This is a genomic window from Micromonospora sp. CA-269861, from assembly GCF_050948505.1.
GTDB lineage: Bacteria > Actinomycetota > Actinomycetes > Mycobacteriales > Micromonosporaceae > Micromonospora.
In genome coordinates this window covers 6,100,987-6,113,363 of sequence record NZ_CP192014.1, presented here as the reverse complement: position 1 = coordinate 6,113,363, position 12,377 = coordinate 6,100,987, and the positions used below count along the sequence as shown (strand labels likewise).

General features: G+C 71.3%; 14 protein-coding genes. 6 read left to right on the top strand and 8 right to left on the bottom strand.

What is annotated here, in order from left to right:
* The first annotated feature begins 23 nt into the window (after positions 1-23).
* Positions 24-224 (top strand): hypothetical protein, encoded by a 201-nt coding sequence (locus ACQP0U_RS28015; RefSeq protein WP_433312788.1) that lies wholly within the window; start codon positions 24-26, stop codon positions 222-224.
* A gap of 220 nt (positions 225-444) precedes the next feature.
* On the opposite strand, the gene ACQP0U_RS28010 is transcribed toward ACQP0U_RS28015, so the two are convergent.
* Genes ACQP0U_RS28010 through ACQP0U_RS27995 form a run of 4 tightly spaced genes read right to left on the bottom strand, consistent with a single transcriptional unit; the run spans position 445 to position 3,603 of the window.
* Entirely contained in the window at positions 445-885 is a 441-nt protein-coding gene (locus ACQP0U_RS28010) for an RrF2 family transcriptional regulator (RefSeq protein WP_433312785.1), read from the bottom strand.
* 3 nt (positions 886-888) lie between these two features.
* Entirely contained in the window at positions 889-1,773 is an 885-nt protein-coding gene (locus ACQP0U_RS28005) for an ABC transporter permease (protein WP_433312783.1), read from the bottom strand.
* Positions 1,763-2,542: an ABC transporter ATP-binding protein gene (locus ACQP0U_RS28000; RefSeq protein WP_433312780.1), complete on the bottom strand. Its 780-nt coding sequence runs from the start codon at positions 2,540-2,542 to the stop codon at positions 1,763-1,765. The genes ACQP0U_RS28005 and ACQP0U_RS28000 overlap by 11 nt, the downstream gene beginning before the upstream one ends.
* On the bottom strand, positions 2,539-3,603 hold the full coding sequence (locus ACQP0U_RS27995) for an ABC transporter substrate-binding protein (protein ID WP_433312777.1): 1,065 nt from the start codon (positions 3,601-3,603) through the stop codon (positions 2,539-2,541). Before ACQP0U_RS27995 ends, ACQP0U_RS28000 begins: the two co-directional genes overlap by 4 nt.
* Before the next feature lie 173 nt (positions 3,604-3,776).
* Here ACQP0U_RS27995 and ACQP0U_RS27990 point away from each other — a divergent pair, with 173 nt between their 5' ends.
* Genes ACQP0U_RS27990 through nudC form a run of 4 tightly spaced genes read left to right on the top strand, consistent with a single transcriptional unit; the run spans position 3,777 to position 8,515 of the window.
* On the top strand, positions 3,777-4,892 hold the full coding sequence (locus ACQP0U_RS27990) for an LLM class flavin-dependent oxidoreductase (protein WP_433312774.1): 1,116 nt from the start codon (positions 3,777-3,779) through the stop codon (positions 4,890-4,892).
* 10 nt (positions 4,893-4,902) lie between these two features.
* Positions 4,903-6,213 carry a M16 family metallopeptidase gene (locus tag ACQP0U_RS27985; protein ID WP_433312771.1) on the top strand — a complete coding sequence of 437 codons (1,311 nt, stop codon included), beginning with the start codon at positions 4,903-4,905 and terminating at the stop codon, positions 6,211-6,213.
* On the top strand, positions 6,210-7,559 hold the full coding sequence (locus ACQP0U_RS27980; protein WP_433312768.1) for a M16 family metallopeptidase: 1,350 nt from the start codon (positions 6,210-6,212) through the stop codon (positions 7,557-7,559). Before ACQP0U_RS27985 ends, ACQP0U_RS27980 begins: the two co-directional genes overlap by 4 nt.
* Positions 7,556-8,515 (top strand): NAD(+) diphosphatase, encoded by a 960-nt coding sequence (gene nudC / locus ACQP0U_RS27975; RefSeq protein WP_433312765.1) that lies wholly within the window; start codon positions 7,556-7,558, stop codon positions 8,513-8,515. Before ACQP0U_RS27980 ends, nudC begins: the two co-directional genes overlap by 4 nt.
* Positions 8,516-8,642: 127 nt before the next feature.
* On the opposite strand, the gene ACQP0U_RS27970 is transcribed toward nudC, so the two are convergent.
* The 3 genes from ACQP0U_RS27970 to ACQP0U_RS27960 form a co-directional block, all read right to left on the bottom strand.
* Positions 8,643-8,918, bottom strand: coding sequence for a hypothetical protein (locus tag ACQP0U_RS27970; RefSeq protein WP_433312762.1), 276 nt, complete (start codon positions 8,916-8,918; stop codon positions 8,643-8,645).
* Between the two features lie 260 nt (positions 8,919-9,178).
* The gene (locus ACQP0U_RS27965) at positions 9,179-9,418 is read right to left on the bottom strand and encodes a DUF397 domain-containing protein (protein WP_433312761.1); all 240 of its coding nucleotides are present in this window, start codon (positions 9,416-9,418) and stop codon (positions 9,179-9,181) included.
* Positions 9,419-9,492: 74 nt separating this feature from the next.
* Positions 9,493-10,473: a helix-turn-helix domain-containing protein gene (locus ACQP0U_RS27960; RefSeq protein WP_433312758.1), complete on the bottom strand. Its 981-nt coding sequence runs from the start codon at positions 10,471-10,473 to the stop codon at positions 9,493-9,495.
* Positions 10,474-10,687: 214 nt separating this feature from the next.
* Between ACQP0U_RS27960 and ACQP0U_RS27955 the strand changes: the two genes are divergently transcribed.
* The gene (locus ACQP0U_RS27955; RefSeq protein ID WP_433312755.1) at positions 10,688-12,061 is read left to right on the top strand and encodes an MFS transporter; all 1,374 of its coding nucleotides are present in this window, start codon (positions 10,688-10,690) and stop codon (positions 12,059-12,061) included.
* Here the strand turns inward: ACQP0U_RS27955 and ACQP0U_RS27950 are convergent.
* Entirely contained in the window at positions 12,051-12,293 is a 243-nt protein-coding gene (locus tag ACQP0U_RS27950) for a mycoredoxin (protein WP_030337579.1), read from the bottom strand. The two genes, ACQP0U_RS27955 and ACQP0U_RS27950, sit on opposite strands and share 11 nt — an antisense overlap.
* Positions 12,294-12,377 lie beyond the last annotated feature (84 nt).

The window sequence follows — 12,377 nt, the reverse complement described above, 5'->3', positions numbered from 1 at the left end:
GGCCCGGCGCGGGAGGGGTGACCATGGCGGGCGAAGCCGGCTCGGGAGCGCTGCGTGAACTGATCCTGGTGGTCGCGGTCGCGCTCGCCGGGTTGTTGCTCGCCATGGTTGCGGCCTTCGCACCCTGGCACGCCACCTCGGCGGGTAACGCTCCCGCCGGTCTGGTGGAGCTGCACAGTCCTGGCGGCCCGGGCCCCGGCCCGGCGAACGCACACGTGGGCTGAGCAGCGACCGGCCTACCGGTGCCGGCGGAGGGGCAGGCCCGGTCAGGATCGGTACGAGATGTGGTCGGGTCGGCGGGGCACCGACCCGACCACATCACCGTCGCCCCCCCGGCGCCCCCGTTCTCATGCGTCGATCTTGCACTTTCGGTTGCCGGTATGCCCGGTAACACCCGTGATGTGAGTGCAGAAAGTGCAAGATCGGCGGGGCGTGGGGGTGGGGTCAGGTTTTTGTGGGGGCGTGGGTGAGCAGGTTGGCCAGGGTGGTGCTGTCGACCACGGTGGCGATCGCCCCGTGCACCGCCAGCCAGACGTCGGTGAGGCCCGCGGCCACTCCGTGATAGCCGGCCCGCTCGGCCGGCAGGCCGCGCACCGTCGTGAGCGAGCCGCCGACCGCGCGCAGCACGTCTCCAACGGTGATCTCGTCGGGTGGGCGGGTCAGCGCGTACCCACCGTCGGCACCGCGATGGCTGTGCAGCAGACCGGCCCGGCGCAGGTCGAGCAGGATGCCCTGCAGGAAGCTGAGCGGGATGTCCTGCACCTCGGCCAGGCTGGCCGCCTTCACCAACTCGCCCGACCTGTCGCCGTCGCCGCCACCACCGGCAGCGGCGGCGACGGCGAGCATCGCCCGGAGCGCGTAGTCGCTGCGCGCGGAGACGTACACGGGTCAGTTGCCCGCCTGGTCGAGCACGCCCCAGCGACGCCGGATGGCCTTGTCCGCAGCGCCGAACGCGGTGTCCACGAGGAGCCCGACGACCAGGATGACGATCATGATGGCCATCAGCCGTTCCGCGTCCGAGAAATCCCTGGCGTAGGTGAGCTGAGCGCCGATCGACGTTCGCGCGGCGATGACCACGAGCAATTCACCGGCCATCAGACTGCGCCACGCGAAGGCCCAACCCTGCTTGAGGCCGGCGACGATCGCGGGCAGTGCGGCCGGCGCGATGACGTATCGGTACAGGTTGAGACCTCGGGCACCCAGGTTGCGGCCGGCGCGCTGCAGCAGTGGCGGGACGTAGTCCACGCCATGGATGACACCGTTGGCGATGGACGGCGCGGCGCCGAGCACCACCACGAAGAAGATCGCCTGTTCGCTGAGTTCGAACAACAGGATCGCCAGGGGGAACCAGGCGATCGACGGCATCGTCTGCAGTGCCGTGATCATGGACCCGATGGCGGCCCGGAGCACCTTCGATCGAGAGACGCCGAGGCCGAGCAGCAGCCCGACGGCTACCGCGGCGGCAAAGCCGATCACCGCACGCCGTGCGGTGGTGGCCAGCCCGTCCCAGAGCGCTTGACTCAGGAAGTAGTCGGCGAGGTCGGCGAAGACCGGCCCCGGGCCAGGCAGGGCCCACGGGTCCTTCCACCCGGTCCAGACCACGGCCTGCCAGATCCCGATGGCGATGGCGAGGGCGGCGAGCTTGGGCCAGGTGGCGGCCCAGATGCGGGCGCCCCGGGAGACCTCCTTGTCCCGGCCGGCGATCTCCAGCGCGTCGAGTCCGGTGATCTCCGCGTCGGTACGCGCCGAGCTGGTGAGGGTGTCACTGGCCATGGCGGCCCACCTCCGTACGGAGCCGCTCGGTGACCTCCGCGGCGATGGCGGCGACCTCGGGGGAGTCGATCCGACGAGGGCGCGGGATGTTCACCTCGGTGGAATAGATGATCCGGCCGGGTCGGCTGGAGAGCAGGATGATCCGGTCGGCCAGCCGGGCCGCCTCGCGGACGTTGTGCGTCACGAACAGCACCGAGAGGTTGCGCTCGGACCAGATCCGCTCCAGCTCGTCGTGCAGGATGTCCCGGGTCATCGCGTCAAGCGCGCCGAACGGCTCGTCCATCAGCAGCACCGGAGTGTCCAGGGCCAGCGTGCGGGCCAGTGCGACGCGCTGCCGCATGCCGCCGGAGAGTTCGTGCGGGCGTTTGCGGCCGAAGTCGGCCAGGTGCACCGTGCGCAACAGCTCGGCCACCCGCTCGCGGCGCTGGGCCCGGGGCAGCCGGCGCAGCTTGAGGGGTACCTCCACGTTGGCGTCGACGGTCAGCCACGGGAAGAGCGCCGGCTCCTGGAACATCAGGCCCGGGTTGGCGTCGCCGGCCAGGGTGATCTGCCCACCGCTGACCCGGTCCAGCCCGGCCACCAGGTTGAGCAGGGTGCTCTTGCCGCAGCCGGACGCGCCGACCAGACAGACGAACTCGCCGGGCGCGACGTCCAGCGACACACCGTCCAGGGCCAGGACGGCGTTCGCCCCGCGCCCGTACACCTTGGTCACGCCGGAGAGCGCGACCGCGGTGGTCGCGCTCTCCGGCGTCGTCGTGGTCGACGTCATGGCTGGACGACCTCGGGCTTCCCCTGCGCCTTCAGCGCGTTGTTGAGGTACTTCAGGTCGTACAGGCCCTTGAGGTCGACCGGCTCGGTCAGGTCCACGTCGACGGCGTGGTCGAGCCCGGCCTTGAGCGAGGACGAGATCGGGTCGTTGGTGAACTCCAACGTCGGCCACGCCTGCTTGATCAGCTTCAGGTCCAGCGGCTTGCCGGTGATCTTGCCGATCGCGTCGGAGATGGCCTGCTGCGCCTCGTCCGGCTTGGTGTTGACGAACTCGTTGGCGGCCACCTGGCCGTCGACCAGCTTCTGCACCACGTCCGGGTGTGCCTTGAGGAACTTGGTGCTCACCAGCAGGTTGGTGATGACGAACTTCTTGTCCGGCCACAGGTCGCGCTCGTCGACAAGCACCTTGCCGCCGGCGTTGACCAGGCGGGAGACGAACGGCTCGGGCACCCAGGCGCCGTCGATCGCGCCGCTGTTGAACGTCTCGACGGTCTGGGCGTTCTCCTGCGGCACGATCTTGACGTCGCCACCACCCTCCTTGGTGGTGGTGAGGCCCTGCTGCTTGAGCCAGTAACGGATCGCCACGTCCTGGGTGTTGCCCAGCTGCGGGGTGGCGATCTTCTTGGCCTTCAGGTCCTGCGCCCCGGCGATGCCGGGCTTGACCACCAGCGCCACGCCGCCGGAGGCCGCGCCGGAGATGACCCGGACGGCCTCACCCTTGGACTTGGAGAAGGCGTTCACCGTCGGGTTCGGACCGATGTAGGTGGCGTCCAGCGCGCCGGAGAAGACCGCCTCGATGGCGGCCGGGCCGGCGTTGAAGGTCTTCGGGTCCAGCTTGACGTTGGTGCCGAGCTTCTCCGCGAAGATGCCCTTCTCCACGCCGACGACCGCCGGCGCGTGGGTGATGTTGGGGAAGTAGCCGAGGCGCAGCGTCACCGGGCCGGAGCTGCCGCCGGCGCCATCGCTGTCGTCGCCGCACGCGGCGGTGCTGCCCAGGGTCGCCGCGCCGACCACGGCGAGGGTGGCCAGGGTGACCAACCGGCGCAGGGGGAGCCGTCTCATCGTCCATCCAATCCGCAGTATTCCTACTTAGTTGGTAGGAAGAGTGGGCCAGGGCGCGGTCAGCGTCAAGACCCATCCACATGGCGGGATGGCCCGTCTCAGTTATGTCGGTATTTCCTACCAGCTTGCTAGGGTAATCGGCATTCGGTCACCGGCAGAGAGGCGACTTCGCGATGACCTTCCACTGGTTCCTGCCCACCTCCGGCGACGGCGACCAGGTCGGTGCCGCCACCGTCGCCGCGGGGGCCGCGAGGCACGACCGGGCAGCGACGGTGGCCTACCTGGCCGAGGTCGGCCGGGCTGCCGAGACCAACGGGTTCACCGCCGTTCTCACGCCGGTGGGTGCCGGCTGCCCCGACCCGTGGATCGTCTGCGCGGCGGTCGCCCAGCACACCGAGCGGCTCGGCATGCTTGTCGCGGTTCGGGCCGGTTTCGCGCTGCCCACCCTCATCGCCCAGCAGGCCGAGGCGTTCCAGGCCATCTCGGGCGGCCGGCTGTCGCTCAACATCGTGACCGGGGGCGACCCGGCCGAGCAGCGGGCGTACGGCGATTTCCTCGGGCACGACGACCGCTACGCGCGTACCGGCGAGTTCGTCGAGGTGCTGCGCCGCGCCTGGGCCGGCGGGCCGTTCGACTACGCCGGAGAGCACTACCGGGTCGAGGGCGGGGGCCTGGCCACCCCACTCGCCGCGCCGCCCCCCGTCTACTTCGGCGGCGCGTCCCCGGCTGCCGAGACGGTGGCCGCCCGACAGGCCGACGTGTACCTGATGTGGGGTGAACCGCCGACGTCGATCGCCGCCCGGGTCGCCCGGGTCCGGGCGCTCGCCGCCGAGCAGGGCCGCACCCTGCGCACGGGCCTCCGGCTGCACGTCATCGCCCGGCCGACAAGCGCGCAGGCGTGGGCGGAGGCCGACCGGCTGCTGGCCGGGATGAGCCCGGAGCGGATCACCGCCGCCCAGGCCCGGTTCCGCCGGATGGACTCGGTGGGCCAGGCCCGGATGGCCGCGCTGAACGCCGGCCGCACCGACGGGCTCACCGTCGCACCGAACCTCTGGGCCGGCGTCGGCCTGGTCCGCGAGGGCGCCGGCACCGCGCTGGTCGGCAGCTACGCCGAGGTCGCGGCCCGAATCGACGAGTACGCGGCGCTCGGCGTCGACGAGTTCATCCTCTCCGGCTGGCCGCACCGCGAGGAGGCCGAGCGGGTCGGCGCCGAGGTGCTGCCGCTGGTGACGGCCCCGGTCGCGGCTGCTCCGGGAAGGTCGCGGGTGGCGGAGGTGTCGACGCGCTAGGGTCGACTCCGTGGCGGCGCGGAGATCCAGAATTCCAGCGACGAAGTATCCGGTCGAGCGGTTCACCCTCGACAACGGCCTGCGGGTGGTGCTCACCCCCGATCGCAGTGCCCCGGTGATCGGGGTGGCGGTGGTCTACGACGTCGGCATCCGTTCGGAGCCGGAGGGGCGTACCGGCTTCGCCCACCTCTTCGAGCACCTGATGTTCCAGGGCTCGGAGAATCTGGAGAAGCTGGCCCACTTCCGGCATGTGCAGGGCGCGGGTGGCACCTTCAACGGCTCCACCCACCTGGACTACACCGACTACTTCGAGACGCTGCCGAGCAACGCGTTGGAACGCGCGCTGTTCCTTGAGGCGGACCGGATGCGTGGCCCCCGGCTGACCGAGGAGAACCTGCGCAACCAGGTCGACGTGGTCAAGGAGGAGATCCGGGTCAACGTCCTCAACCGGCCGTACGGCGGCTTCCCCTGGCTGACCCTGCCGCCGGTCATGTTCGACACCTTCCCGAACGCCCACGACGGCTACGGCTCCTTCGACGACCTGGAGTCGGCGACCGTCGCCGACGCCGCGGACTTCTTCCGCCGCTACTACGCCAGTGGTAACGCCGTGCTGGCCGTCAGCGGGGACATCGACGTGGCCGAGGCGACCGAGCTGGTCACCCGGCACTTCGGCGACGTGCCGGCCCGGCCCGCGCCGCAACGGCCCGACTTCACCGAGCCCGACCTGACCGCCGAGCGGCGCACCTCGTACACCGATGCGCTGGCGCCGCTGCCGGCGGTGGCCGGCGCGTGGCGCGTGCCCGACCCGGTCACCGACTTCGCCGGCTACCTGCCGTACGTGGTGCTGGCCGAGGTGCTCACCGACGGCGACGCGTCGCGGCTGGTCGAGCGGCTGGTGCAGCGGGACCGCACGGTGACGAGCCTCGGCGGATACCTCGGCTTCATGGGCGATCCGTTCGACGTCCGTGATCCCACCGCGCTGCTGTTGCAGGCGCACCTGCCGCCCGGGGGCGATGTGGACAAGGTGCTGCGCACCATCGACGAGGAGTTGGACCGGCTGGCCACCGACGGGCTCACCGACGGTGAGCTGGCCCGTACCCAGGCCCGGATGGCGACGCACCTGCTACGGGACACCGACGCGGTGCTCGGTCGGGCGCTGCGGATGGCAGTGCTGGAGCAGCAACGCGGCGAACCGGGCCTGCTCAACGAGCTGCCCCGGCTGGTCGGCGAGGTCACCGAGGAGCAGGTCCGGGCCGCTGCGGCCACCCTGCGCCCGGAGCGTCGGGCCGCCATCGAGGTCATTGCCGGAGGTGCCCGATGACGACGACCGCCACCACTGCTCCGGTCGGGCCGCGTACGCTGCCGCCGCTCGGTCCGACCCGCAAGCTCAAGGTGCCCAAGCAGGCCGAGCGCACGCTGCGCAACGGTCTCACCGTGATCGCCGTACGCCGGCCCGCCGTGCCGCTCGTCGAACTGCGGCTCTGGGTGCCGTTCGGCCGGGTCCACCTGGCCCGCGGCGCGATGCTCTCGCAGACCATGCTCTCCGGCACCGAGTCGATGACGAGCGTGCAGATCGCCGCCGAGTTGCAGAAGGTGGGCGGCGGGCTCTCCGCGGGCGTCGACCCGGACCGGCTGATGCTCTCCGGCGCGGGCCTGGTCACCGGTCTGGACCGGATGCTGGAGTTGCTGGCCGAGGTGCTGACCGCCGCCAGCTACCCCAGCGACGAGGTGGCCACCGAACGGGACCGGCTGGTCGACCGGATCCAGGTGGCGCAGAGCCAACCGGCGCACCTGGCCCGGGAGGCGCTGCTCAAGCGGGTCTACGGCCGGCACCCGTACGCGACGCAGACGCCGGAGCCCGGCCAGATCCGTGCCGTCCGACCGGCGGCGCTGCGCACCCTGCACGCCGAGCGGGTCCACCCGACCGGCGCGCAGTTGGTGCTGGTCGGCGACGTGCAGCCGGAGAAGGCACTGGACGCGGCCGAGCGGGCGCTCGGCGGCTGGTCGGGTGCCGGGCGTACGGCCGACCTGCCGGCGACCCCGCCGCTGGAGCCGGGGCCGCTGCTGCTCGTCGACAGGCCGGGCTCGGTGCAGTCCTCGCTGCGGATCGCGCTTCCGGCGGTGTCGCGCACCGACCCTGACCACGCCCCGCTGCAACTGGCCAACCTGATCTTCGGCGGCTACTTCTCCTCCCGGTGGGTGGAGAACATCCGCGAGGACAAGGGCTACACGTACGGCCCGCACTCGGTGATCGAGCACTCCGTCGCCGGGTCGGTGCTGGTCGCCGCCGCCGACGTGGCCACCGAGGTCACCGGTCCGGCGCTGTTGGAGACGACGTACGAGCTGGGTCGGTTGGCGTCGCTGCCACCGAAGCCCGAGGAGTTGGAGCAGGCCCGGCAGTACGCCCTCGGCACCCTCCAGCTCGGCATGTCCACCCAGGCGGGGTTGGCGGCGTTGACGAGCGCGTACGCGGGCAACGGTCTGCGCCTGGACTTCCTCGCCGAGTACGCCGCGAGGTTGGCGGGGGCGAGCATCGACGACGTCGCGCAGGCGGCGGCCCGGTACCTGGCACCGGCTCGGGCGGCGATCGTGGTGCTCGGCGACGCGGAGCGGGTCACCCCCGGGCTGGCCGCGTTGACCACGGTGCACACCGAGCAGAAGGCGTGAGCGGGGAGGCGGCGCCGCCGTTGGCGCGGTCCACGCTGGATCGGGCGGCGCACCGGCGGGGTGACTCGCAGTGGTTGACCGAGGCGTGGTTGCGCGCCCGGGTGCTTCTGCTCGACTCGACCGACGAGGGTCGGACGCTGGCCCGCACCGAGACGTCGCCTCCGACGTTGGTGCTGTTCGGTGCGGGTGACGTGCCCGTCGGGTCGGAGTCGACGGCGATGTTCCTGGGTGTCGAGCCGGACGGGGTGCCGGTCTTCGCTGTGGACGCGCCGCTGCCGACGATCCCGGGGACCCGGGCGGTCCACCTCCGCGAGGTTGGCCACCTGCTCGCCGACCGGGAGGCCGGCATCTTCACCACGGCATTGGCGCTTGTCAACTGGCACACCCGCCACGGTTACTCGACGAGCACCGGGGCGCCGACAGCGATGGACGAGGCCGGTTGGTCCCGGGTGGACCGCAATGGTGGGCGGATCTGGCCGCGTACCGACCCGGCGATGATCGTGCTCGTCCACGATGGCGTGGACGGCCCGGACGGCCGCTGCCTGCTCGGCAACAACGTCAGTTGGCAGGGGACCCCGGGTGGTCGGCGCTACTCCTGCCTGGCCGGTTATGTGGAGCCGGGCGAGTCGGCGGAGGCGGCCGTGCTGCGCGAGGTCCGCGAGGAGGTGGGGATCGGGGTCGAGCGCATCGGGTACGTGGGCAGCCAGGCCTGGCCGTTCCCCGGCTCGCTGATGCTGGGCTTCCTGGCCACCGCGAACCCGACCGAGCCGGTGCGGGTCGACCCGTCCGAGATCGCGTACGCCAGGTGGTTCTCCCGCCGGGAGATCGGGGCGGCGTTGGCCGGGCAGACGGTGGACGTGGGGGATGGGGCCCGGCTGATCCTGCCGCCTCCGTCGTCCATCGCGCTGTTCCTCATTCATCGCTGGCTGGACGGCTGGGTGGACGGGGACCGCTGAGCACGGTCCCGACCCGTGGCCGCCGTTGCCGCGGCGGTCACGGGCCGGGAACACGGGCCGTCGTGGTCGGTGGGTGCGAGAAACGCGGCGGGGGAGCCGGTCCGACCACGACGGACGACCTGTGGAATCAGGTGCCGGCGCGGCCCGGTCTGTGTCGGAAGGCGGGCCGCGGCTCGATCAGCGGCAGGACCTTGACCCGTTGCCTGCCGGCGCGGACCGCGCCGACCGTGGCCAGGGCGCGGGCCAGCAGCAGTGCGGCGTCGCGGTCCTCGGCGTGCACGATCTGCCGTCGCGGCTCGGGCGTGGTCGTCTCGTCGCGAAGTCGGTGGCCGTCAGCCCAGGCGGCGGCGATGTCCCCGTCAGCGACGGCGCGGATGTCGGTGCGAACGATCAGGAACCGCATGAGGGTCTCCGGATGAACCGCGACGGATAGCCAGTGTGGAAGTTCCACGTACTCGAGGGTCATGTTACGCCCCGTGTTCGTCCCAGCAACTGAAACGCGCCTATCGTTTTCGAGCCTCGTCCGATCGGCGGATGGCTGCTCAGCATGGTCGGCGGGTCGTCGAGAGCCAGGATTCGGCGGGTCGGCGGGTGTCGGGTTGGCGGGTGCGACGCGACGGGGCCGCCGGCAGTGTGCCGACGGCCCCGTACCCGATCATCGAATCAGTTCAGATCGAACTGGCCCTTCTTCGCTCCGGTGATGAAACCGAGCCATCCGGCACGGTTGAAGAGCAGCACCGGGCCGCCCCGGTCCTTGCTGTCGCGCAGGGCGATCGCCGACGGGCCGGTGGCGAGCGGGGCGACCTCCACGCAGTTGGAGGTCTGGCTGCGCGTGCTGGTACGCCACGGGGCGTCCGCCAACGAGTGGGCGGAGACGGACGGCGTGTTGCGGATGTCGTTCATGGTTCTGCTCCTGATGTGCAGCGATCCGATGGGACGAGTGGTGCCGCACGTCCCGACGGAGGGTCCCCCGTGGATCACCGGTCCGTCAGTCGCCCCGAGTCGCGGCGGCGTTGGGTCGGCGCCGTTGCCGGCCCGAACGCCACTGTGGATGGGGGCGTCGCCTCGGTCAGCCGTCCCGTCGCCTCGATCAGCCAGGAGAGGGTGTCCGAGGCGTTAAGTGCCGCCGTGCATAGCCACTCGAACACCACTTTATAGCGATTTAGCGTGATTGACTCGGTCGACATGACGTCGGTGAAGCCACCTTCGATGGCCAATGTCTCCGGATCGAGGGGATCGGCGAACCGATAGACGGAGAAAGCGGTCGGCGGAAGGTACCAATTTCCGATCTGCGTGTCGCGGAGCAGCACGTGCAGGGCCACGTTGGGCAACAGGGCCAACTCGCAGAGTTGCAGCAGTTGCTCGTGCAGCACCTCCGGCGGCCCGGCTCGGCGGCCGAGAGCCGCCTCCTCCAACACGGCGGTGTAGCGGGGAGCGTGCGGCTCCCGGGTCAGCAGCGACTGGCGAGCCAGCCGCGCCTGCACCTCGGTCTCCGGCTCGTCGCCGGGCTCCGGCTCGCCCGCGCCGGCGTTCACCTGTCGGGCCGACACGATCCGGAGCTGGGCGTACCCGGGAGTCTGCAACAGGCCCGGCACCAGCACAGGGTTGTACTCGGAGATCTCCGCGCAGCCCGCCTCCAGCTCGGCCCAGCCGCGCTGTTGCTGCGTCATCACCGGGAAGTTCTTCAACCAGCCGCGCATGTCGCCGGCCTCGTTGGTGATGCCCAGCAGTTCGTCGTGCAGCGCCTGGTCGGCGCCGTAGAGGTCGAGCAGGTCGCCGACGTCCTGCGGGTCCGGTCGGCTGCGGCCGTTCTCCAAGCGGGACAGTTTGGACGCGGAGGCCCAACCAATACGCTCGATGACCTGATCGCCCGTGAGGCCCGCGGCCTCACGCAGGCGGCGCAGCTCGACGCCCAACCGGCGACGACGCAGGATCGGGCTGGGTGCGGCAGGAGGCACAGTGTCCTCTTTCCCGTCGACCGCCGCAGACGCGACGGTAACTGTATGAAATTCGCCCCCCACGGTCAGTATGGACGGCGCGACCAGTGTCGGAGGGTCCGGCGAGGGCGTGTCTTGCGAAAATCGGACCACGGGAATGCCGGATGACGACGGACCCGCGGTCGCGGCCGTCGACCTCGCCCACCTGGGCACGCCATCCCGCCGGAGGGACCCCATGCGCACGATCCTGCGCCGACCCGACTTCCGCCTGCTCTTCGGCGGCCTGCTGGCCAGCATGACCGCCGAGTCGATCCTGGTGCTGGCACTCGCCATCTGGGTCAAGGATCTGACTGGCTCGAACGGGTTGGCGGGTGCCACGATCTTCGCGGTCATCGCGCCGATGACGCTGGCGCCGCTTGTCGGCTGGGTCGTCGACAGGTACCCGCGCCGGCCGTTCTTCGTGGTCGCGAACGTGGTGACCGCGGCCCTGCTCGTCCCGTTGTTCACGGTGCGCGACGCGGGCGACGTCTGGGTCGTCTATCTGGTGGCCGCCCTGTACGGACTCTCGTCCATCACGCTCGGCGCGGCGCTCAGTGGGCTCATCCGCGAGATGGTGCCTGTCGAGTTGCTGGCCGATGCGAACGGCGTCCTGCAGACCGTACGTCAGGGGATCCGGCTGGTCGGCCCACTGGTGGGCGCGGCGCTCTACGCGGCGCTCGGCGGATGGGCGCTGGCCGGGATCGGCATGGTCGGATTTCTGACCGCGGCGGCGGTGGTGACCGCGCTGCCCACCCCGCAACAGCTGCCGCCGGCCGTACGACTGCGATGGCCGGCCGAACTGGTCGCCGGCCTGCGGCACCTGGCCGGCGAGCCGGCCCTGCGGCGGGCCCTGCTCGGCTACGGGCTCGGGTCACTGGTGATGGGCTTCAGCGAGTCGCTCATCTTCGCCTACGTCGACCAGGGGCTGAACCGGGACGCCGCCTTCGTGGGCGTGCTGCTCACCGTGCAGGGCGTGGGCGGGTTGCTCGGGGGGCTCTGCTCACCGACGTTGGTTCGCCGGCTCGGGGAGGTCGGCACGCTGGCCGCCGGGGTCGCCTTCTTCTCTCCGGCCGCGTTCGCGCTGGCGTACCCCGATCTGCGGCTCGGGTTCGCGGCGGTGCTGCTGGCCGGGGTCTCGCTCCCGCTGACGATGGTGGGGCTGCACACGCTGATCCAGCGTCGGACCCCGCCCGCGCTCGTCGGCCGGGTGGCCGCAGCCACCCAGGCGATGGTCCGCGGGCCGCAGGCGGTCTCGATCGGGGCGGGTGCCCTGCTTGTCGGGTTCCTGGACTACCGGCTGCTGTTCGCGCTGGTCGGGCTGGCCACGCTGGCCGCTGGTAGCTACCTGTGGCGGGGCCGGCACCTGAGCGAGCCCACCGGGGCCCACCCGCCGACGCCGCCCACCTGCCCGACACTCCCGGCGCCCCGCCGACCGGTCGAGGACACCGACCGACCCGGGCCTGCCGCACCCACCGACCGTCGCCCCCGTGACCCGGTCCCGAACACGACGAGCGGCCGCCCCGGGTGGGGCGGCCGCGCACCGAGAATGAACCGGCAGATCAGGCGTTGAGCGTCTCCAGGTGCTGCTTGACCTGGGTGATCGAGGGATTCGTCAGGGCACTGCCGTCGGCGAAGCGCAGCGTCGGCACCGTCTGGTTGCCACCGTTGACGCTCATCACGAACTCCGCAGCCTTCGGGTCCTGCTCGATGTCGACCACCTCGTACCCGATGCCCTCCCGGTCGAGCTGCGACTTCAGCCGGTGGCAGTAGCCGCACCAGGGGGTGGAATACATCGTCAGCATGGTCGGATCCTCCAACTCCTCCGGCCGCGGCTTGCGGATCAAGCCGAGGCTGTTCGCTGCAACGCTAGGAGGAGCTGAGATGAT

What these genes read in the sequence shown, in the direction of transcription:
- ACQP0U_RS27950 (WP_030337579.1), bottom strand. Translation starts at nt 12,293, where the DNA reads ATGCTGACGATGTATTCCACCCCCTGGTGCGGCTACTGCCACCGGCTG.
- ACQP0U_RS28000 (WP_433312780.1), bottom strand. Translation starts at nt 2,542, where the DNA reads ATGACGTCGACCACGACGACGCCGGAGAGCGCGACCACCGCGGTCGCG.
- ACQP0U_RS28005 (WP_433312783.1), bottom strand. Translation starts at nt 1,773, where the DNA reads ATGGCCAGTGACACCCTCACCAGCTCGGCGCGTACCGACGCGGAGATC.
- ACQP0U_RS27990 (WP_433312774.1), top strand. Translation starts at nt 3,777, where the DNA reads ATGACCTTCCACTGGTTCCTGCCCACCTCCGGCGACGGCGACCAGGTC.
- ACQP0U_RS28015 (WP_433312788.1), top strand. Translation starts at nt 24, where the DNA reads ATGGCGGGCGAAGCCGGCTCGGGAGCGCTGCGTGAACTGATCCTGGTG.
- ACQP0U_RS27965 (WP_433312761.1), bottom strand. Translation starts at nt 9,418, where the DNA reads ATGAACGACATCCGCAACACGCCGTCCGTCTCCGCCCACTCGTTGGCG.
- ACQP0U_RS27970 (WP_433312762.1), bottom strand. Translation starts at nt 8,918, where the DNA reads ATGCGGTTCCTGATCGTTCGCACCGACATCCGCGCCGTCGCTGACGGG.
- ACQP0U_RS27980 (WP_433312768.1), top strand. Translation starts at nt 6,210, where the DNA reads ATGACGACGACCGCCACCACTGCTCCGGTCGGGCCGCGTACGCTGCCG.
- ACQP0U_RS27955 (WP_433312755.1), top strand. Translation starts at nt 10,688, where the DNA reads ATGCGCACGATCCTGCGCCGACCCGACTTCCGCCTGCTCTTCGGCGGC.
- ACQP0U_RS27995 (WP_433312777.1), bottom strand. Translation starts at nt 3,603, where the DNA reads ATGAGACGGCTCCCCCTGCGCCGGTTGGTCACCCTGGCCACCCTCGCC.